General features: G+C 39.9%; 19 protein-coding genes and 1 pseudogene. 7 read left to right on the forward strand and 13 right to left on the reverse strand.

Annotation, left to right across the window (positions count from 1 at the left end):
* The 4 genes from L656_RS1000000123700 to L656_RS0104010 form a co-directional block, all read right to left on the reverse strand.
* On the reverse strand, positions 1-1008 hold a 1008-nt coding region (locus tag L656_RS1000000123700; RefSeq protein ID WP_446727530.1), incomplete at its 3' end, for a dihydropteroate synthase.
* A gap of 9 nt (positions 1009-1017) precedes the next feature.
* Positions 1018-2091, reverse strand: coding sequence for a homocysteine S-methyltransferase family protein (locus L656_RS0104000; protein ID WP_024598268.1), 1074 nt, complete (start codon positions 2089-2091; stop codon positions 1018-1020).
* A complete protein-coding gene (gene metA / locus L656_RS0104005; protein ID WP_024598269.1) occupies positions 2081-3028 on the reverse strand; it encodes a homoserine O-acetyltransferase MetA in 948 nt (315 codons plus the stop codon). Before metA ends, L656_RS0104000 begins: the two co-directional genes overlap by 11 nt.
* A gap of 214 nt (positions 3029-3242) precedes the next feature.
* Entirely contained in the window at positions 3243-3890 is a 648-nt protein-coding gene (locus L656_RS0104010) for an outer membrane beta-barrel protein (protein WP_024598270.1), read from the reverse strand.
* 331 nt (positions 3891-4221) lie between these two features.
* Here L656_RS0104010 and ettA point away from each other — a divergent pair, with 331 nt between their 5' ends.
* From ettA to L656_RS0104030, 4 genes are all read left to right on the forward strand, one after another.
* A complete protein-coding gene (gene ettA, locus L656_RS0104015) occupies positions 4222-5895 on the forward strand; it encodes an energy-dependent translational throttle protein EttA (protein WP_024598271.1) in 1674 nt (557 codons plus the stop codon).
* A gap of 146 nt (positions 5896-6041) precedes the next feature.
* Positions 6042-6410, forward strand: coding sequence for a PilZ domain-containing protein (locus L656_RS0104020; RefSeq protein WP_024598272.1), 369 nt, complete (start codon positions 6042-6044; stop codon positions 6408-6410).
* Between the two features lie 53 nt (positions 6411-6463).
* Positions 6464-7372 carry a histone deacetylase family protein gene (locus tag L656_RS0104025; RefSeq protein WP_024598273.1) on the forward strand — a complete coding sequence of 303 codons (909 nt, stop codon included), beginning with the start codon at positions 6464-6466 and terminating at the stop codon, positions 7370-7372.
* A 62-nt stretch (positions 7373-7434) separates the two neighbouring features.
* Positions 7435-7938 carry a TlpA family protein disulfide reductase gene (locus L656_RS0104030; protein WP_024598274.1) on the forward strand — a complete coding sequence of 168 codons (504 nt, stop codon included), beginning with the start codon at positions 7435-7437 and terminating at the stop codon, positions 7936-7938.
* 1 nt (position 7939) lies between these two features.
* Here the strand turns inward: L656_RS0104030 and L656_RS0104035 are convergent, their stop codons facing one another.
* Both L656_RS0104035 and L656_RS0104040 read right to left on the reverse strand, forming a co-directional pair.
* Positions 7940-8941, reverse strand: a complete 1002-nt coding sequence (locus tag L656_RS0104035) for an AraC family transcriptional regulator (protein ID WP_024598275.1) — start codon at positions 8939-8941, stop codon at positions 7940-7942.
* The gene (locus tag L656_RS0104040) at positions 8925-9845 is read right to left on the reverse strand and encodes a GGDEF domain-containing protein (protein ID WP_024598276.1); all 921 of its coding nucleotides are present in this window, start codon (positions 9843-9845) and stop codon (positions 8925-8927) included. The genes L656_RS0104035 and L656_RS0104040 overlap by 17 nt, the downstream gene beginning before the upstream one ends.
* Positions 9846-10142: 297 nt before the next feature.
* Here L656_RS0104040 and L656_RS0104045 point away from each other — a divergent pair, with 297 nt between their 5' ends.
* The 3 genes from L656_RS0104045 (at position 10143) to L656_RS0104055 (ending at position 15301) form a co-directional block, all read left to right on the forward strand.
* On the forward strand, positions 10143-12446 hold the full coding sequence (locus L656_RS0104045) for a TonB-dependent receptor plug domain-containing protein (protein WP_024598277.1): 2304 nt from the start codon (positions 10143-10145) through the stop codon (positions 12444-12446).
* A gap of 627 nt (positions 12447-13073) precedes the next feature.
* Positions 13074-14486 carry a phytase gene (locus L656_RS0104050; RefSeq protein WP_446727534.1) on the forward strand — a complete coding sequence of 471 codons (1413 nt, stop codon included), beginning with the start codon at positions 13074-13076 and terminating at the stop codon, positions 14484-14486.
* A gap of 149 nt (positions 14487-14635) precedes the next feature.
* Entirely contained in the window at positions 14636-15301 is a 666-nt protein-coding gene (locus tag L656_RS0104055; RefSeq protein WP_024598279.1) for a hypothetical protein, read from the forward strand.
* Positions 15302-15402: 101 nt separating this feature from the next.
* Here the strand turns inward: L656_RS0104055 and cyoE are convergent, their stop codons facing one another.
* The 7 genes and pseudogenes from cyoE to nqrM form a co-directional block, all read right to left on the reverse strand.
* Positions 15403-16287, reverse strand: a complete 885-nt coding sequence (cyoE, locus tag L656_RS0104060) for a heme o synthase (protein ID WP_024598280.1) — start codon at positions 16285-16287, stop codon at positions 15403-15405.
* A gap of 9 nt (positions 16288-16296) precedes the next feature.
* Positions 16297-16653, reverse strand: coding sequence for a cytochrome o ubiquinol oxidase subunit IV (gene cyoD, locus L656_RS0104065; RefSeq protein WP_024598281.1), 357 nt, complete (start codon positions 16651-16653; stop codon positions 16297-16299).
* Positions 16653-17294, reverse strand: a complete 642-nt coding sequence (gene cyoC, locus L656_RS0104070; RefSeq protein WP_024598282.1) for a cytochrome o ubiquinol oxidase subunit III — start codon at positions 17292-17294, stop codon at positions 16653-16655. The genes cyoD and cyoC overlap by 1 nt, the downstream gene beginning before the upstream one ends.
* Positions 17291-19283 (reverse strand): annotated as a pseudogene (gene cyoB, locus L656_RS01000000121890) (cytochrome o ubiquinol oxidase subunit I). Before cyoB ends, cyoC begins: the two are co-directional and overlap by 4 nt.
* Positions 19284-19285: 2 nt before the next feature.
* On the reverse strand, positions 19286-20239 hold the full coding sequence (cyoA, locus tag L656_RS0104080) for a ubiquinol oxidase subunit II (RefSeq protein ID WP_024598283.1): 954 nt from the start codon (positions 20237-20239) through the stop codon (positions 19286-19288).
* Between the two features lie 315 nt (positions 20240-20554).
* On the reverse strand, positions 20555-20974 hold the full coding sequence (locus L656_RS0104085; RefSeq protein ID WP_024596560.1) for a hypothetical protein: 420 nt from the start codon (positions 20972-20974) through the stop codon (positions 20555-20557).
* A 1305-nt stretch (positions 20975-22279) separates the two neighbouring features.
* Positions 22280-22492, reverse strand: coding sequence for a (Na+)-NQR maturation NqrM (nqrM, locus tag L656_RS0104090; RefSeq protein WP_007376137.1), 213 nt, complete (start codon positions 22490-22492; stop codon positions 22280-22282).
* Positions 22493-22569 lie beyond the last annotated feature (77 nt).

The following is a 22569-nucleotide window of genomic DNA, read 5'->3' on the forward strand; positions in this document are numbered from 1 at the left end:
GGCAGCAGCGCGGCACTCTTCGGTATCTTCATCTATAAAGGTAGTAATGCCTTTTACAAGCGCGTGCTCAAGGCGTTTTTCAACAGGCCATGTGCGCCATTCTAAATCTTCTACTCGCTCGGCTTGTGCCATACCAGAGTATTTTGGTGCAAGCTCTACTAAACGCTCGCCTGCACCTGGGTCTGTGTTAAGTATTACGTCTTCAACGGCTTTACGAAGCTCTTCTGGGATGTCGTCGTAAACGGCGAGTTGCCCTGCATTTACAATGCCCATATCCATACCCGCTTTTATGGCGTGGTATAAAAATACCGAGTGAATAGCTTCACGTACTGGGTTATTACCCCTAAATGAAAACGATACATTTGACACCCCGCCCGACACTTTACAGTGCGGTAAGTTTTGTTTAATGCGGCGTGTGCCTTCAATAAATTCTACTGCGTAGTTGTCGTGCTCTTCTATACCGGTGGCTACGGCAAATATATTAGGGTCGAATATAATATCTTCTGGTGGAAAACCAATGTCTTCTACTAATATTTTGTAGCTGCGGGCACATATTTCATATTTGCGGTCTGCTGTATCAGCTTGCCCGTCAGTATCAAACGCCATTACAACGGCAGCTGCACCAAAACGTTTTATTATTTTAGCTTGGCGAATAAACGGCTCTTCGCCCTCTTTTAGCGATATAGAGTTAACAATGGCCTTACCTTGAATACACTTTAGGCCTGCTTCTATTACTTCCCATTTAGAGGAGTCGACCATAATGGGTACGCGTGAAATATCAGGCTCTGAGGCTATTAAGTTTAAAAACTTAACCATCGCGGCTTTTGAGTCCAACATGGCTTCGTCCATGTTTATATCAATAACCTGTGCGCCATTTTCTACTTGTTCGCGGGCCACTGTTAGCGCGGCTTCAAAGTCTTCTTCCATGATTAAACGTTTAAACATGGCAGAACCGGTTACATTGGTACGTTCGCCGACATTAGTAAATACTGCTATTTGTTGGGTCATGTTGGCTCCTTAATTTAAGTTACAGGCTTCAAGGCCTGATAAACGCATGCGTACTTCAAGCTCTGGCAATTGGCGTGGTTTAACGCCCGCTAGACCTTTTGCAAAAGCACGAATATGCGCAGGCGTGGTGCCACAACATCCACCTACAATATTAATAAAGCCCGATTTACCCCAATCGATAATTTCGGCTGCCATTTCAGGCGCTTCTAAGTCGTATTCACCAAACTCATTAGGCAAGCCCGCATTAGGGTGTACCGATGTAAAGGTTTCGCACACGCGCGAAAGCTCTTCTACATATTGGCGCAGTAAATCAGGGCCAAGCGCGCAGTTTAAACCAATCGAAATAGGCTTAATATGGCGAATAGAGTTATAAAATGCTTCGGTTGTTTGCCCAGAAAGCGTACGGCCAGAAGCGTCGGTAATAGTGCCCGAGATCATAACTGGTAATGTGCGCCCTGCTTGCTCAAAGGCTTCTTCTACACCAAACGAGGCGGCTTTTGCATTAAGCGTGTCGAATATAGTTTCGATTAGTATTAAATCGGCGCCGCCTTCCATTAATGCAAGGGTAGACTCTACATACGCAGTAACTAGCTTATCAAAAGTAACGTTTCGGTAACCCGGATCGTTTACGTCTGGCGAAATTGAACACGTTTTAGATGTCGGCCCTAAAACACCGGCTACATAGCGCGGTTTTTCTGGCGTTTTAGCCGTAAATTCATCGCAAATTGCGCGTGCTAATTTAGCTGACTCTACGTTTATTTCGCGGCTTAGGCTCGCCATATCGTAATCTTCCATCGAAATAGTGGTCGAGTTAAACGTGTTGGTTTCGATAATATCGGCGCCCGCTGATAAAAAACCACTATGAATATCAGTGATTAAGTCGGGCTTGGTTAGGCTTAATAAATCGTTATTGCCTTTAATTAATACATGCCAGTCTTTAAAACGCTCGCCGCGATAGTCTTCTTCTTCTAGCTTATGATCTTGGATCATGGTGCCCATAGCACCATCTAAAATTAAAATGCGTTCTTTTAATGCTGCACTTATTTCGGCGTGTTTATTATTTGTAGGCGCGTTATTCGGCATAGTTGTTAGTCCTCACATCTTGGCTAACTAAATTAATATCATACGGTGTGGTTTGGTACACGTAGTAATTTAACCAGTTCGAAAAAAGTAAAAAAGCATGGCTTTGCCACGTTTTTGAAGGTTGTTTGGTTGCATCATCATCTGGGAAGTAATTTTCGGGTTTTGGTGCATTAGGACTTTTTTTACAATCGCGCTCGTATTCTGCTTTTAGCGAGTCGGCGTCGTACTCAGGGTGACCGGTTATAAACACTTGGCTACCCGATTTATTTTTAAGTAAGTAAGCCCCTACTCGCTCAGAACCTGCCAGTACTACTAGCTCATCGCAGGCGTTTATTTTATTTATATCAATGTGGCCATAACGTGAGTGCGGTACTAAAAAGGTGTCGTCGAATCCGCGAGTCAGTGCACCGTGATCAAAATAACATTGGTGGGTAAATACGCCACACAGTTTTTCGTCTTTTAAATCGCGCTTTAAATTGTAGCGATGATATAGCGCTGCATGTGCTGCCCAACACGAAAATAACGTAGAGGTAACGTGCTGCTCGGCCCAATCAATAATGACCTTTAGCTCATCCCAATACGCTACATCGTCGTATTCTAAATGGGCGAGTGGCGCACCAGTTACTATTAGCGCATCGTAATTGTTGTCTTTTACTTCTGAAAAATAACGATAAAAGGTATCAAGGTGCTCTTCTGAGTTGCTACTACTGCGGTGAGTGTCGAGGCGCAGTAGCTCTACGTTCACTTGCAAAGGCGAGTTGGCAAGCAAGCGAATAAACTGAACTTCGGTTTCTACTTTATTAGGCATTAAGTTTAAAATAGCCAAACGCATTGGACGTATTTCTTGCGTTTTTGCACGTGTTTTTGGCATTACAAATACGTTTTCTTGACGTAAACGTGCAATGGCCGGCAACTCGTCTTTTACTGTAATTGGCATACTTTACTCCTGCTCATAAAAACCGAAGGTTAATTATGAACTGAAAGTAAAAAATATCAACCTCTAGATGTATAGATGTCTAAATGAAATTTATTCATTCTATTAAATTAGGATTTACCGAGGTGGTATGTATGAGGAAAAACGTCTTTATTATAAAATAACCTGTTTTAATATTTTGAAGTAGCGCTACTAAAAACGAGTAGCGCATATGCAGTTAAAAACGGTAAATCACAGATAAATTAAGTGCGTAAATATCGCCTTGGTCTGCATCAAAATATTGATATTCTGCACTTAATTGCCAGCGTTGAGTTAGCCTAAAGTCAACGCCAGTTCCGTACGTTACGCCGCCTTCGTCGTAGTTTTGCTCCGTTATTAGCGTAGAGTTTGTATCTGTACCAGTTATTGATTCTGCCAGGTTTTTTAAGTCGCCTTCATTGTAACTTAATTTATTTCTACCATAGCCACCAAATAAAAACACATCAGCTCGAGATGAAATTGGATAATTAGCTTTTACAAATATACTTGTTTGCAAATCAAGGCTTGAATCGACTTCGCTCTTAATGAATTCTGAGCTAAGCGAACCGTCCTGTGGGTTCTGAGTGTAAACAATTCCGTTTAGAGGAGTTGACTCATCATTTAACCCAAAACCTATACGCCCTTCTAATGCAAAGTATCGCGAAAACTGATACCCAAACCGGCCGTAAAGCGTTGTAAACTGTATGCTATCACTCTCGTATACATCAATTTGCGTAGACCCTATCCCTACTCCTTGGTAATAACCATTTACGTGGAGTATGTCTGCTTCGCTCGAAAATGAGTATAAACCTAAAAGTAATGCCCCTAACTTTGTAACTATTTTCATGTTCATTCCTTTAAACCTTTGTAATATTAATAATATGATGTCTAACAACAAACTAAGTGTGGCCTGCCTATATAATTTACTTATACTTTGCAGCTTGTAAATATTCTGTACCATTTTTGTTAAAAATGGAATGTATTTGAACAATATAAAACAATAGATTACAGAATTTTACACAATAGAAATCCTGTAATAATAGTGTTTAAACGAGCAATCAAAACAAAGTACCGCTTAGGTAAGCGTATTGTTCTATACAGCATTCGTTGACTGTTTAACCCCTCAACAACTACAATACAACATTGAAATTTTTATTATTATTTGAAGGCTTTCCTCCATGGTTTTACCTGATAAATTTATATTCTCGATGAGTCGAGTATCTAAGGTTGTGCCACCTAAGCGCACTATCTTAAAAGATATTTCGTTACACTTTTTCCCTGGCGCTAAAATTGGTGTGCTTGGTTTAAACGGTTCTGGTAAATCTACGTTACTACGTATTATGGCCGGTGTTGACCAAGATTTTGAAGGTGATGCACATCCTCAGCCTGGTACAAAAATTGGTTATTTACCGCAAGAGCCTGTTTTAGACGAAAGCAAAACAGTTCGTGAAATTGTTGAAGAAGCTGTTGGCGAAGTTAAACACGCACTTAAACGTCTTGACGAAGTGTATAACGAATACGCCATGGAAGACGCTGACTTTGACGCACTTGCAAAAGAGCAAGGCGAGCTTGAAGCTGTTATTCAAGCGCACGATGGCCACAACATTGATAACGTTTTAGAACGTGCTGCTGATGCACTTCGCCTGCCAGAATGGGATGCTAAAATTGAGCACCTTTCAGGTGGTGAGCGTCGTCGCGTTGCTATATGTCGATTATTGCTTGAAAAACCAGACATGCTTATTCTCGATGAACCAACTAACCACTTGGATGCTGAGTCGGTTGCATGGTTAGAGCGCTTCTTACACGATTACGAAGGTACTGTTGTGGCGGTAACGCATGACCGTTACTTCCTTGATAATGTAGCTGGCTGGATATTGGAGCTTGACCGTGGTGAAGGTATTCCATGGGAAGGTAACTACTCTTCTTGGCTTGAACAAAAAGATGCGCGCTTACAGCAAGAACAAAAATCTGAAAAAGCACGTCAAAAATCAATTGCGCAAGAACTTGAATGGGTTCGTTCAAACCCTAAAGGTCGTCAAGCTAAGTCAAAAGCACGTATGGCTCAGTTTACTGAGATGCAGCAGTCTGATTACCAAAAACGTAACGAAACTAACGAGATGTTTATTCCACCTGGCCCGCGTTTAGGCGACCAAGTACTTGAAGTAACTAATCTTCGTAAGAGTTTTGGCGATCGCGTTTTAATTGACGATTTAAGCTTTAGCATGCCAAAAGGTGCCATTGTGGGCATTATCGGTGCGAATGGCGCGGGTAAATCAACGTTATTTAAAATGATAAGCGGTGAGCAAGAGCAAGACAGCGGTAGCATCACCGTTGGCGAAACTGTACACCTTGCGACAGTTGATCAGTTCCGCGATGGTATGGACGAAAGCAAAACTGTTTTCCAAGAAATATCAGACGGCCAAGACGTACTAAAAATTGGTAACTTTGAGTTCCCAAGCCGTGCGTATGTAAGTCGCTTTAACTTTAAAGGTAACGATCAGCAAAAGTTTGTTAAAGACCTATCAGGTGGTGAACGTAACCGTTTACACCTTGCTAAGTTATTAAAAGCTGGCGGCAATGTGTTACTACTCGATGAGCCAACTAATGACTTGGACGTTGAAACACTACGTGCACTTGAGAATGCTATTTTAGAGTTCCCTGGTTGTGTAATGTGTATCTCACATGACCGTTGGTTCCTTGACCGTATTGCTACGCACATTTTAGATTACCGCGACGAAGGTCAAATTAACTTCTTTGATGGTAACTATACTGAATACGAAGAGTGGCTTAAAAAGACACTAGGTGCAGCAGCAACTGAACCTAAACGTATTAAGTACAAAAAAATCGGTTAATAGCTGATTTTAGATAAATTCTTAAGCCCTGCATTTATGCGGGGCTTTTTTATGCCACCAGCATTACAGGAGCATATATTGCTAGCATGTAGAGAATTACCCGCTATGCTTAATTTATTATAAAAACAGTAAGGCTAAATTGGGTTATGCAAAATCGTCGTCAGTTTTCTCGTGTGTTATTTTCGACTACCGCTTTGTTATGTTTTGATGACCACAAGTATCCATGTAAATTACTTGATGTATCGTTACATGGCGCATTGATTACAAATTGTGATGCTTTTATTGGCAACCAAAATAGCCAAGCTGCTTTGCATTTTTCGCTTCCTCAAAGCGATATAGAAATTAAAATGGAAGTGGTAATTTGCCACATTGAAGCCGATCATATTGGTTTAAAATGCCATCATATTGATATAGATAGCATTACCTATTTAAAGCGTTTAATAGAGCTAAACTTAGCTGATGACGAACTATTACATCGCGAACTCGCCATGTTGATTCACGACACACAAGAATAGACTCATTTGGATTAGTTGATTACCATAGTGCAAACTTTTTAACTTGTGCAAACATGACTTTAAATCCACATTTACCTTTGGTGTATCACCCTAACTACTCGTTTAATTTTGATCCAAAGCATCGTTTTGCAATGAGTAAGTTTGCACATTTATATCAGCATGTTGCAGAGCTTGGTTTAATCGGCAGTAACCTGGTAGAACCAATTCTCGGTACGCCAGAGCCGCTTGAGCTAATACACTGCGAAAACTATATACATGACTTGTGGAATAACCGCCTAGATGAAAAAGCAATGCGCCGCATTGGCCTACCTTGGTCAAAAGAGCTTATGGCACGTACCTTTACAGCACCTCAAGGTACGCTGCAAACAGCTCGTTTAGCACTTAAACATGGTATAGCGTGCCACTTAGCTGGTGGTACACACCATGCGCATACCGATTTTGGCTCAGGCTACTGCATGGTTAACGATTTAGCCTTTACTACGCAAACTTTAATTGAATCGGGTGAAGTAACTAACGTACTTATTTTTGATTTAGACGTGCACCAAGGTGATGGCACAGCCGCAATGTTAGAGCATCAAGCATACGCTTATACTTGTTCTATCCATTGTGAAAAAAACTTCCCCTTTAGAAAGTCCGCTAGCGATTTAGATATTGGTTTAGCCGACAACATGAAAGACGACGAATACCTTGCCATAGTTGACGAAACCTTGAGTTATTTACTAAAAGAGCTAAACCCAAGCTTGGTACTTTACGATGCAGGCGTTGATATTTGGCAAGGTGATGGCTTGGGTAAATTAGATATCAGTTGGGATGGAATAATCAAACGCGACCACTTAGTGCTTAAACGCTGCCTTGAGCACAACACGCCCGTTGCCACAGTAATAGGTGGTGGCTACGATAAAGACCACCTTCGCCTCGCTAAACGCCACGCTATTGTTGTTGAGCAAGCTGCTGGCTTTTAGTTTGAAATAAAAATGTTAAATTCTCGTTCTTATTTAATATGTAAAATAAGAACGAACATATTATGAAACAACTATTTATTGCCATCGCACTAATTTTTATAAGCTTTACAAGCTATTCGCAAGAAGAAAGCACGCAAGAAACATACCCTAAGCTACCTACATTAAATTTACAAATGGCTGATGGTTCTGCTCTCAATACTCAAGATTTATTAGGTCAACCTTACGTTTTACACTTTTGGGCAACGTGGTGTCCGTACTGTAAAAAGCTACAGCCAGCACTTCAAAAAATTGATGATATGGGCTTAAAAGTTATTGCCGTGAGCTTTAAAGAAGATGACGATGCTGCTCCTGCTAAAGCACTTTCTAGCAGAGGTTATACTTTTAAAACAGCCGTAAAAGCCGATGCAATAGCACAGCAATTAGGTATACGAGGCACACCTACTACATTATTTGTAAATAAAGAAGGCAATGTAATTTGGCTGACTAATACGTCAAACCCAGAAGATCCAAACCTACATTTAAAGGCACGAACTTTGTTGCACTCCATCGATATGGCAACTGAGTAACTTATTGCGCTTTTAATTGATTAGGTGTTAGACCTGTCCAGCGCTTAAAGGCTCGCCGAAAGTTAGGTATATCGTAAAAAGCTAAATGCTCAGCGACCTGTTCGTTATGTTTAGCGCACAGAGTAAGTAGGTAAATAGCTTTGTGCTTATTTTGCTCATCTATTAACGCAGAAAAGCGTACTCCATTAAGTTTGAGCCTGCGCTTAAATGTAGCTGAGCTCATAGCAAAGTGCTTTGCTGTACACTCTAAATTAGCACTTGGGTGAGAGTATAAGTATCTACAAGCGGCTTCAATAAAAGTCATGCTAACTACGTTTTTATTATCTAGCTGCGACTGCGCTTGCATGAATCGTAATTGACTCGCATGCGGGTTTTTAGCTCTTAACATGGCTTTATTTAATACCCAGCGAGTACATGGCTTATCAAAACTTACCTTTAGCCCTAAATTTTGTTCGTATTCTTGAATATGCCTAGGGCGTTTAAAAGCAAAGTCGAACTGACAATACGGGTAACTTTCGCTCACTCGTTTAAGTAAACTATAAAATGCAGTGCTATATATCTCTAGCACATAGCGGTAAAGGCTTTCATCAAGCCCATGTGCTGGCTGAATATAAATATAAACGTTATCGTTTTTAATATACGTTTGGCTAAATAATAAAGGCGCTAATTGCATTCTTAAAAGTGATAATTGCTTTAATACTTGAGCTAAATTATCGCTATATATTAATGCCTGAGCTTCAGCTCGAGTGTCGTTAATAAGTTGACTACCGAGTAAAAAACCACTGTCAGTACTTTTCATCAATAACTTAAATTGAGCTAATAAACGCACCTGCTGAGACACACTAAATGCATGTTGAAAATTAAGTAAGTCTTGTTCAAAAATACCGGTACCGCGTAGCAGTTTATGTAAATTTATATCTCGGCTTTGAGCAAGCTCTACAGCTGACGTAATAAGCCCTTGAGCGCTTAAATATTTATCGTCTTGGCTAACAAACGTATGCACGGTGCACTACTTTTTGTTGATGCTTTTTTTGTTGTAATTGACTATGCAGTTGGCTTGTTAGTTTACTTGTACTACTATGCTTATTACCTTGTATTAAGGCGGTAGTGACATATTGAAATTTTGCTTTTTTAGATGCTTCAACTTTAAATGCACAGTGTTTTAGCGCTCCTTTAATTTGCGCCATCAGCTCTTTAGCTTGTTGCTCTGTAGTGGCTGGCATTAATACCATAAAGCAATCTCCTGCGTAGCGGCACACTACATCACTTAGTCGGCAGTTCATTAATAATAACTCGCTAATTTCACGTAGTAACCGGTCGCCTTCACTAAAGCCAAGCTCACTATTAAAATGAGAAAAGTCACGTATATCAATAGCTCCCAACCAAAACGGCTGTGTGTTAATTGATTGCTCATTAATTGCTGAATCTAGGTACTGCGCCTTATAAAGACCCGTTATTGAACACACCTTATCGTGCTCACGTAAATGCGCTTCACGGCGGCGTAGCTGACGATTTAATACGTACTGCTCTTGATGCCAATAATACAAACCTATACTTGTTAATAACATGCCTAACGGAGCGGGCAGAGATTCAATCCAACTCAGCCATTGGTGCGCGGGGTGCATTAGCCATTCATCAAGTAAATCGAGCGTTGCCGAGAACATAAACAGCCCTACTCCTATCACTAAGTAAGTGGTTACTTTACTCGGTGGTCTTGAAATTAATAACGCGATAATCCATACAAGTGTCATTAATACAATACCGCCCTCTCCCATAATATCGAGCCACTGAATACTGGCGTAAGTTTTTAATACTCCTAAATAACTACTTAAAAACACAGCGCTAAAAAACATCGCAATAATAGCGTTTATTAGTAATCGGTGGCTGATAAAAGGGTTAAATCGCATGTGCAGTATCTCGTTTATAAATGAGCTTTAAAGTTAGTTCATACAAGCTTGTGTTAGCAGGGTCATATTAGCTCAGCTATGTGACAACTAGATGATACATACCTTAAAAACAGCCCTGCACAGTAGATAACACCAGCCTTTACAGGGAGTGATAAAAGCTCAATACGCTCTACATATTGATCAAGTACCTCTAAATACATGCATTTAAACTAAACCCTGTCACATTTACGTAATCAATTATCTTTAGCTTGCTCGCCATACCAAGAAACAACCCTGTAATAACCAAGAGCAAATACAATGAAACACTTTAAAATAAAAGCACTGGTAGCCGCATTAGCGTTATGTAACTTAACGGCTTATGCAGAAGATGATGCAAAAGAAACCACGAAAAAAGATATAGAAGTTTCTGATAAAATTGTTGTATACGGTGAAATTGGTTATAGAAATCGCTCTGACGAACTCGCGCCAACCTTAGAATACTCACAAGAGTACTTTCAGCGTTTTGAGCCATTAACTGCAGGCGATGCATTAAAACGTGTACCCAGTGTTACATTTTTATCGGATGTACTTGAATCTGACGGTGCACGTATGCGGGGCTTGAGCCCTGCTTATACAAAGGTACTTATAAACGGTGAAGAAGTACCTGGCGCAGGTGCCGACCGTTCATTTTTTGTTGACCGAATTCCGGCTGAATTAATTGAACGCGTTGAAATTATTCGCTCATCAAGTGCCAATCGCTCAGCCGATGCGATTGCGGGCACATTAAATATCGTACTGCGCGATGGTTACAGCTTAGATGGTGGTTACTTACGCGCTGGCGGCTTACTTTATGATGATGGCGAGTTTAAAGAAAGCTTGGCTGCAGTGTACGGTACTGAATTTGCGGGGGGGCGATTATTACTTGGTGCAAATTTACAAGGCCGATATAACCCAAAACAAAAAACGAGCCTGCGCTACGGCGATAGCCCAGAAAACAATGTAAATTTTCAAACCGAAGAGTTTGATAACCGCGAAGACCAATCTGACACTCGCGATGGCGACGACACATCACTAAACGCCAGTTACGAAATTGTTTTTGATAACGATAGTCAGTTTAATATTAGCGCTATGTGGGTTGATACAGAGCGCACTGAAGATGAACGTTCGTTTGAATACGACGATACCACTGCAACCAGCAATGATATTGTAAATGGCGGAAACCTAGAAACCGATAATGCCAATGTTAAGTATATTGACCAAACTAATTACAACATCAATACCGCCTATGAATTTCCACTGCTAAACGGCACAAGTAAATTAAAGTTTGGTATCGCCAAATTTGACGAGTCGGTATACGAGCAAGAAGTAGAGCTTGATACGTCAGAGCTGCCAATGATATTTGAAGAAGAACAAGCTCAAAGTGACATAGACGATAAAGAATGGACCCTGCAGTGGCAACATAGCCAACCTTGGGGTGACAGCAAAGAAATTCAGTTTGGTGCATTTTTACAAAACAAAAAGCGCGATAGCAATATTTTTGAAGCCGAAGACGAGCTTGAATTAGCACTTACAAGCTGGGATCAATATGCGGGAACACCTTTATCTTTGGCTGTATTTACCAGTGAATTTGAACCGGTTGTTGGTGGCGTAAACACGCTAGAGGAAGACCGCTTTGATGTGTTTGCCCTTGTTAAACACCAAGATGATTTATTTGCCTGGGAATTGGGCGTTCGCTGGGAGTCTACTGATTCAAAAATTAATGATAAAACAATTGGTGTAACCGAAGATAACAATTACGATTTTGTTCTACCTTCTGCGCATTTTCGCTATAACGTGAGTGAGAATGGACGCGTTAGCGCCTCTGTTGCGCGTAGTTTACGACGCCCCGAGTTTGATTTTTTAACACCAGCACTTATCGAAAAAGAACTTGGCGATAACGACCAACTAGGTAACCCAGAATTAAAACCAGAATCAGCCTGGGGTATGGATTTAGGCTACGAATATCGCTTAGGTAAAAGTGGCGTTGTAGGCATTAATTTATTTTACCGCAAAGTAAACGACCTCATAGAAATAGCAAATACAGGACAAGAAGGCTCCGAAGGAGAAGGTACATTTGTATTGCAGCCTCGCAACACAGGCGACGGTAACGTAAAAGGAGTTGAGCTTGATTTATCTACTCCGCTTGGCGCATTTAGCATGCCTAATACGGGAGTATTTTTAAATTACTCATGGCTTGATAGTGAAGTAACCGACTTTTTTGGGTCTCGAAAATTTAACGATCAATCAGACTACGTTTATAACGTTGGGTTTATTCAAGACTTACCCGATCTCAAAGCTGCATTTGGTGCAACTTACCGTAAGCAAGGTGATGCTTATGGGCGTATTGTAGGTGAAGAAGTAACAACATCTTACAGTGCCGATCTTGAAGTGTTTATAGAAAAACGCTGGGAAAACGTAACGCTGCGTTTAGTGGGCTCAAACCTCCTTGATGCAAGTAAAGACGAAACCTTTAATAAGTTTGATACCGTATCAGATCAGTTCGATCGTAGCTTTGATGAGTACGAAATTGAATCTGAAGAAGCGGGTCCGGTTTATCAATTAATGCTGCGTTACGCATTTTAAGTCATGGTGTTTGCGTGGTAACAATGAAGTGACTTTCGATACGTTACTCAAAACGCTCTGATCAGCAAAGGAATTATAATGAATTTTAAATTAAATAAAGCAAAAGGTTTAGTGCTTACAAGCCTGCTAATAAGCACCTTAAGTGCTTGTAGCTATAACATATCAACTAAAAAAGCATTTGAGTCTATCGAGAGCAATGCTTTTGGCCCAAGCGAGAATATGCAAGGCTCGCAANAAGCCGTATGGATTAATGACAACAACTGGCTACTAGCAAGCGAAAGCCAAGGCTTGGTAATGGTAAACAGCCAAAACCAGCAGAGTAAAAACATTGCTAAAGGTAGTTTTGAGGCGCTTTCTATAAGTGCACTTAATAACTCCACTTATTTATTAGCGACCATTGATAATGACCAAGATAATGTCGTTATTTTTAAATTACAGCAAGCCAATAACAGCTGGAATATAAAAGAGTTAACTCGTATTAGCCCACCACAAGCTCAGCCCGATACGGTGTGTTTATTTAATAATAAAAACAATAATACTGTGTCGGCATTTGTGCCTGATGTACGTGGTTTGATCACCGAAACTGTTATTTACGACACAAGTAATAATGAAACAATAAATGTAAGCATGCGTGAATTTGCAGGAGTAAGCGAAGCTGCAGGATGCGCTGTGAGCGAGCAAAGCAACACACTTTTTGTAAGTGAAGGTGAAGTGGGTGTTTGGTCTATAAATGCCAATGCAGAGTCGCAAGCTGATAAAAAACCAATAGCACTCGTTGCTCCTTTTGGCTCACTAAATAGCGAAATAGGCTCTCTTTTTACATCAACCGACGGCACGCTGTGGTTTACAAGTACACATGATAATACAATTTATGCCTACAACCCTGTTACTAAAAGCATTAATAATTGGCAACTAAATGGCAATTTAGCTTTAGAGTCTGTTGCGGTTAAATACACCGCAAACAATAAGGCTATTGCGGTGTTATATAACGATGAAACAGGCGCATATACACAAAGTACATTACCAGCAACACCAGTTAAAAATGCGGGTAAAAACACTGTTAAAAAATTGACACATATACATGCCAGTGCACAAACAACGCCTGTACAAGCATTTGGTGATGCCGCAGATGATCCCGCTATTTGGGTAAACTCAAGTAACCCTGCAAAAAGCTTAATTTTAGGCACAGATAAACGTCGAGGCTTAATGGTTTACAACTTACAAGGCTGGCTTGAACAATCAATTGAGATTGGTCGCTTAAATAATGTAGATGTTCGCCAACACCCTAGTATTAAAAATAGTACGAATACTTTAATAACCGCGAGTAATCGGACAAATAACAGCATAAGTGTTTTAACAGTTGATAATAACGAGGTAAAACACCTTAATGATATTGCAACCAATCTCAGCGAAATATATGGCATGTGTATGTATTCATCAGCAACAGGGAATTATGTATTTGTTAATGATAAGTCAGGTCTTTATCAGCAATATAAGCTCGACGAAAGTGGCGATAAAGTAACAGGTAAATTAGTTCGAGAATTTAATCTACCTAGCCAACCAGAAGGCTGTAGTGCAGATGATGCGCGTGGTGAACTTTTTGCAGGTGAGGAAGACGCCGGTATTTGGTATATAGGCGCTGAGCCTACAACTGATAATACACCGGTTATGCTACAAGGCATAAATGAGCAACTTGTTGATGATGTTGAGGGTATGGAAATTTACCACGGCACAAACGCACGTTACTTAGTTGTTTCTAGCCAAGGCGATGATAGCTACGTGCTGTATAAAATAAGTAATAATATTCAGGATGTTAAAACACCCAGTTTAGAGTTTGCAGGTAAGTTTAATATAGTAAGTGACTTGGTTAACGGTATTGATGGCGCATCAGAAACTGATGGGTTAACCGTAACATCGAAAGCGCTCCCGGGTTATCCTGAAGGTATTTTAGTTGTACAAGATGGTTATAACCGACTACCGCAGCAACCACAAAACTTTAAAATAATAGATTGGCGAGAAGTAAAAAAAGCAATTAAGTAACGCTTATTTAATTGTGCTTACCCTCAATTGTAAAAGGCTCATTTGAGCCTTTTACAATATGCCTAACATTTGAATATTAAGTGCAATTAGCACAATGTAATATATATTTTTATACTACAATTTAAGCTCATAAATTAATTGAGATTATAATGCGCCTACTACTTACTTTATTACTAATCACTTTAAGTGGCTTTGCCGCAGCTGAAGAAGAAAAAGCAGAACTTCCACCGGTAGACCCCGCTTACAATGCTGAGCACCCTATGGTGTTGGTTAATCAAGGTTCGTCTATTATAGCAATGAATTTACCTGCTTATAATTCACCCAATAATGTGCAAGTAGTTTATAAAATAGGGAACCCCGATGTTGCATTTTTGGGCTTTGTTAGAAATGCAGAACTAATCACCGTAAAGCCACAAGCGTTTAATATTCAGCATTTAATGCGTGGTGAGGAAATTACAATTACTGCCGATATTTACGAGGGTGATTATCGACAAGGTGGCAGTTTAATTTATTCAAAAAAAGAACTGGTCTTGGATAAGCAATTGTATGCTAGAGAGCTTAAAGAGTTGAGTGAATCATCACAATGGCAAGACTACGACATGATCACACTAAACGGTACTGAGCGTATTTATATTCATAAAATTCAAAAAGCGCCGAGCTATAACCATCTTATTTTTGTCGATTTAGTTAACGCCTGTATGCAAAAGTTTCGGACATCTAAACGTGTACCACCTGAAAATGAGCTTACCTATAAATTTATTAATTGCGGTACGCTTAAACCGCTTTATTACAATGCGGATGATTTTAAAAAGTAAAAGAGCGAGAATAAAAATGTTCAATTACTTTAATATTTAGGCATAAAAAAAGGCTCTTTCGAGCCTTTGGATTAACTTTGGAATAGTTAAAAATTTTTAAATTAGGTAAGCGTTAATAGCTGTGGAGCAACGCTGTGATAATCAACAGCCATAGCAATACTTAACGCTATAATATTAATAATCGAAAATGCGAACACTTTACGTGCCCAACTGCTCATATCAATATTACGACGATAACCGCGCAGCGCCATTAACAACCACCAAAAGCTGGTAATACAAGCAACAGCCATAAAAGCAGCACCTGTGTAGCCAGTAATTGGCAACAACATCACAACTAATGCGTATACAGCGATGTAAAGTACGATATGGCGCTTTGCTTTATCAATACCTTGCGCTACTGGTAATACAGGAATACCTGCAGCTTGGTAATCTTTAAAGCGAAAAATAGCGATAGCGTAAGAGTGCGGCATTTGCCACAAGCTAAACATAACTAGCAGTATTAATGCGCCCATATCGAACAGCCCTGTTACGGCGCAGTAACCTACTACTGGCGGTACAGCGCCAGAAAGGCTGCCTACAAAAGTGCCATATACTGAGTTACGTTTCATGTAGAGACTATAAACCCCTACATAAATTACGTAGCCAAAGGCTGCAAAAAATACCGCGGCTTGAGTGGTATAGGCGATAAGTAAACCAAAGCCAATAACGCCCAATAAAATACCGTGGCTAAGTGCAGCAAAGGCCGACATTTCGCCTGTTACTGTTACTCGCGTACGAGTACGAGCCATGGCTACATCTATGTCTCTATCAATTACATTATTGATAGCACAACCCGATGCAACCACTAGCGACAAGCCAATTAATGTGGCAATCATTAACCATGGATCTATATCACCGCGCGAGGCAAGTAAAAACCCACCCGCTACGCTGATTAAATTGCCCATAATAATACCCGGCTTAGTCACTGATAAATAACGACGAAACATCTTAAACTCCTAGTACATCATCATTGCGTTAGATTCATAAATGATCCAAACAGATAACCCAACCACCATTACGATGATCAGGGCACTGAATAGGAATGAGAAAGTACTTGCACGGCCATTTTCGGTCGTAAAATTAAGGTGTAAAAAGTATTTTAAATGCACCCAAATTTGTACGATTGCTAAAGTAACAATGCTCCAAAGCGTTGTTACTTTTGAGAAGTCACCTTCCATTACCATGTAAAACGGTATAACAGTTAAAATTACCGATAGCACAAAGCCAATTAAGTAAGTTTTAACACTGCCATGAGATTCATCATGATGATCACTTTGCGTTTGCTTTAACGCATGCGTTTCGCTGTGGCTCATTACATTGCTCCCATCAAATAAACAACGGTAAATACACAAATCCAGACAATGTCTAAGAAGTGCCAAAATAGGCTCAAGCAACTTAAACGCGTTACGGTTGCTTTACCTAGACCACGTTTAGCAACTTCAATCATCATTATGGTCATCCAAATTAGACCGGCTGTTACATGTAAACCATGTAGGCCAACTAATGAGAAAAACGATGTTAAAAAGGCACTTTGTTGTGGGCCATTACCGTGCACAATTAGATGATGAAATTCGTATACTTCCATACCAATAAACACAGCACCTAAACAAAACGTAACAAATAACCAAGTCAGTGTTAGTGCCTTTTTTTGCCCTTGAGCGGCAATCATGGCAAAGCCAAAGGTAATACTACTAATAAGTAGTGCAGCAGTTTCTACTGCTACAAAGTCGAGTTCAAAAATATCTTTACCCGATACACCACCTGCTGTGTTCATAAATAAAACAGCGTAAGTGGCAAAAAACGAGGCAAACAATAGGCAATCGGTCATTAGATATAACCAAAAGCCAAATATCGTATCGCCAGATGTGTCGTGATGATCATGCGCGTAGGCATGGTCATCGTGTGATACAGAGTCTAAACTTGCTGATTCTAAATTTGCTGAAAGTGTACTCACGCTTTTAGCTCCTTATTCCCACTTGAATTATATGCAGCTTCAATACGTGCAATTTCATCAGGTTGTATGTAGTAGTCAACATCGCTGGTGTAACAACGCTTGATAAATATGGCAATTCCGCCCACTAGCCCTACAACAGCTAACCACCAAATGTGCCAAATCATTGCAAAACAAAAAGCGGTTAGGCTGGCTGNCTGCCATAAGTACACCTGCGGAGGTATTCTTAGGCATATGAATTGGGCTGTAGCTTGCTTTTGTTTGATAAGCTTGGCCTTTTTCTTTCGCTTCGGTCCATGCATCAATGTCATCAATGTGTGGAATAGTTGCAAAGTTATAAATTTGTGGCGGAGAACTTGTAGCCCACTCAAGTGTGTGGCCGTTCCACGGATCACCTGTTGTATCGTCAAGCGCTTCGCGGTCTCTAAAGCTCACATATAGTTGAATAACTTGGCTAATAATACCGAACATAATAATTACAGCGCCGCCTGCAGCAATGTATAACCATATGTTCCAATCTGGATTATTAGTGTGGTTTAAGCGACGTGTCATACCTAAGAAACCAAGTACGTACAGCGGCATAAATGCTACGAAGAAACCAATAATCCAACACCAAAATGATGCTTTGCCCCATTTTTCGTTAAGTTTAAAGCCCATTGCTTTAGGGAACCAAAATACAAAACCGGCAAGATAACCAAATACAGCACCACCAATAATTGTGTTATGGAAATGTGCAATTAAAAATAAGCTGTTATGCAGTACGTAATCCGCACCTGGAATAGCAAGTAATACACCAGTCATACCGCCTACGGTAAAGGTAACCATAAAACCAAGAGTCCAAAGTACGGGTACACTAATACGTAAACGACCTCGGTAAATGGTAAATAACCAGTTAAACAACTTAACCCCAGTTGGTACGGCAATAACCATGGTCATTACCCCAAAGAAAGCGTTAACGTTAGCACTCGACCCCATCGTAAAGAAGTGATGTAGCCAAACAATAAAGCCTAAAATTGAGATTGCACCGCTGGCGTAAACCATCGATTTGTAACCAAATAGACGCTTACCTGCAAAGGTCGAAATAATTTCAGAGAAAATACCAAACGCTGGTAATACTAATATGTATACCTCAGGGTGACCCCATGCCCAAAACAGGTTGATGTACATCATGGCGTTACCGCCCGCTGCATTGGTAAAGAAGTGAAAGTCGAGATAACGGTCAAGCGTTAGCATTGCAAGTACTGCAGTTAAGATTGGGAATGATGCAGCAATTAAGATGTTTGCCCATGTACATGCCCATGTAAAAATAGGCATTTTCATTAGGGTCATACCTGGTGCACGCATTTTAAACACGGTCGCTAAAAAGTTTACTGCTGTTAGAAGTGTACCGAGCCCGGATATTTGCAAGGCCCAAATATAATAATCTACCCCCACCCCAGGGCTAAAGGTCAACTCCGAAAGCGGCGGATAAGCCACCCAACCTGTTTTAGCAAACTCACCAAACACTAGCGACATATTAATTAAAATGGCACCGCTGGCTGTAAACCAAAAGCTTAAGTTATTTAAAAATGGGAATGCAACATCGCGAGCACCAATTTGAAGTGGTAATACAATGTTCATTAAGCCAATCATAAATGGCATTGCCATAAATATGATCATAATTACGCCGTGGGCAGTAAATATTTGGTCGTAGTGCTCAGGGGGTAAGTAACCTGGCGCACCACTGGTAGCAAGTGCCAACTGCGCACGCATCATTATTGCATCAGAAAAGCCACGAAACAGCATTATTAGTGCTAAAAGAATATACATTACGCCTAAGCGTTTATGATCAACAGACGTGATCCAGTCGCGCCAAAGCACGCCCCACTTTTTATACTTTGTAATAAGCCCAGCAATAATAAGCCCAGCTATCGCAATAACCGACATCGTGAACACAAGAATTGGCTCATGAAACGGAATTGCGTCGAGAGAAAGATTACCTAATAACGACATTATTATTCCTCGCCTTGGCTGTGAGATGAAGGCATTGAATGCTCATCCATTTCATGATGTTTTTTACTCATTTGCCCATGTTCGCCCATTGCATGATGTTTTTTGTTCATATCACCATGTGCCTGCATGTATTTCATAACGATGGTATGGAATAAGCCGTCATCAACTTTACCGTAATAAGCAACAGGGTTATTTTCGCTCGCTTTTGCAAGCTCAACATAATTTGCATGAGTTAGGTTATTAGCATTTGTTTTAATGTTACTAACCCACTTATCAAAGTCTTCTTGAGTAGGGGTAGCAATGGCATTGAATTTCATACCAGTAAAACCAGCACCACTGTAATTTGCCGAAAAGCCTTTAAACGTGCCGGGCTCATTAGCAATTAAGTGAAGCTTGGTTTCCATACCGGCCATTGAGTATATTTGACTACCCAATTGCGGAATGAAAAACGAGTTCATTGTGCTCTCTGAAGTGATTTTATATTCGACAGGTACATTTGCCGGAAAAACTAGTTCGTTCACCGTAGCAATACCTTGCTCAGGATATATAAATAGCCACTTCCAGTTTAATGAAACCACTTCAACAGTAAGATGTTTACCTTTACCTTCAATTGGTTTGTATGGGTCAAGCTCTTGAGTAGACACCCAAGTAATAACACCTAAAATGATTACAATAACAACAGGGACTGCCCAAACTGCGGCTTCAATTTTATTTGAATGAGCCCATTTTGGAGCATAAATTTCATGAGTTTGCGTGTCTCTATATTTCCATGCGAAATACAAAGTCATCACAATAACGGGAACGACTACAAGCAACATAAGCACGGTTGCGATGATGATTAAATTTTTTTCATCAATGCCTATTTGCCCTTTTGGATCGAGTATCCCGCCTTTACAGCCTGACAATGCCAGTACTGTACTAGCTAAAGCAATATTACAAAGGTTACGAATTAACAAGGGAGTATCCTACAAACCTGGAGTTTCAGTTTGCTGCTTTAAATAAAAAATAAAACAACGATTTTTCGATAAAAACCCAAGTTAACTAGAATTAAATTATAAAAATAAGGGACTGAAAAGTTGCAAGTGGATGCAAAAATTACCTAGCAACAAACCCAGCTTTCTAAACGCATTTATATAACGTAATAAAAGTTAACTTGGGTGAGTGGTGGTTGGCTGAAATGTGTTTAAAGAAACACGAAGCTACTTTGTTTTAGCTAACCTTAATTATTTACAGCAAGAACAAATAATTAAAACCAGCAACAAGATGCAGCGTTACAGGCAACCTGTAAAGCTAGGTGGAGCACGACAACCATGTGAAGAGATCACAGGTTGCTGAACTTTAGCCTCGCTAAAAGCAAAGGCTGCTTTACGGAGGATTATGCCAGCACGACGCGCTGGACAAATATGGAACAATAACCAACAAAGGCCAATAAGTAACTGACTTGATATGATCGGATGAGCTAAAAATTGCGCAAGATTAAGTAACAGTGGCTCTACAATAAACCCATCACTTAATAGCGCTTCAAGCTTGAAGGCATCCTCTAATGCACCGCTTAGCAACATTACAGTATTAAACACTAATAAAGTTATAGCTACACACACGCCCTTGCCTGCTTTATTCAAGCGTTCACACGTCTGCGGCTCGCCAGAGGCAAGTTCCGTAGCTGTATGATGCAAAGAAAGTGTGTTCAAAGACATTAACCTACTAAAATGACTATAACAAAATTAGAGTAATACAGTTTGCAATGGAAAAATTTAAAAAACATTGCTGTTGTAAACCCTGAAACCAGGTGCTAAATACAATCAAATCCAGCTAGCACATATTTACCTAGCGAAAATTGATCCGTATCAACCAAACTTTCAAAACTTACTGAAAGTTCGAACGTGAGTATAACAAAGAGAATTTTCTGTTCAACTAAAAATCAATTAATTTGAGTTAAGCTTTCGAAGCTATTTTGTTAATAAAAAATAACACGATAAAAAACATTCGGTTAGCTAAAATAAAAAACGATTTAAAGAGAAATATTTAATAGGATTATAGGTTTTTAGGAGGGAGTAATAATTGTGTGGCACAAATAAAAACAGCCCAAATTCAGTCACCACCGAACTTGAGCCGCCTTTCACACTGACAACATCTTCACACACAATATAAAGATTCTTGGTTTACACTACGTGGCAATTGTAGGGAATAAAAACAACTCAAGCTAAGTCACCACCGAACTTGAGCTGCCTTTCACACTGACAACATCTTCACACACAATATAAAGATTTTTGGTTTACATTACGTGGCAATTGTAAGGAATAAAAACAACTCAAACTCGTTCTTTATGGAAGTGAATCCACCGAACTTGAGTTGCCTTTCACACTGACAACATCTTCACACACAATATAAAGATTTTTGGTTTACACTGCGTGGCAATTGTAGGGAATAAAAACAACTCAAACTCAGTCACCACTGAACTTGAGTTGCCTTTCACACTGACAACATCTTCACACACAATATAAAGATTCTTGGTTTACATTACGTGGCAATTGTAGGGAATAAAAACAACTCAAACTCGTTCTTTATGGAAGTGAATCCACCGAACTTGAGTTGCCTTTCACACTGACAACATCTTCACACACAATATAAAGATTCTTGGCTTACACTGCGTGGCAATTGTAGGGAATAAAAACAACTCAAACTCAGTCACCACCAAACTTGAGTTGCCTTTCACACTGACAACATCTTCACACACAATATAAAGATTCTTTTAAGCGAGGCTAACTTATGCCTCAAGCTTATGACGAGAGCCTTGCTCTTTGTCTATGGTTAAACTTTAGAGTGTTAGCTCCAATTTGACAAACGAGAAAAATAAACCTAATAGGTGAAAAAAACTAAACTATATACCTTTGTCTAATACATTTAGATTGGATTGCTTTGGAAACTATGATGCGAAGGCGTTTTACAGGCACAAAAAAAGCGCTATAAAGCGCTTTTTAATATTTAAGACAGGCTTAAATAATTTGGTTTTCTTTCCAGGCTTGCTCTTTTGCTAAACGGTTTTTGCGTTTATCACATGGATCATCGCAATCACAGGCTTTATCAATACCAACCGAACCTAAACCACCACAGCTGCTTGCCATAGATTTTTTTTGCACGATCATACCAACGGCCATAGCCGAAACTATCAAAATTAGTAAGCCAAAAGTAAGAAGAAAAAGTGACATTGCTTAGCCCCTATTGATCAGCAATAAATTAAACTCAAATATTTTTGAGCGACTGCTATTATATACCCAAATAACAC

Source organism: Pseudoalteromonas sp. TAE56 (assembly GCF_000497955.1).
Classification (GTDB): Bacteria; Pseudomonadota; Gammaproteobacteria; order Enterobacterales; family Alteromonadaceae; genus Pseudoalteromonas.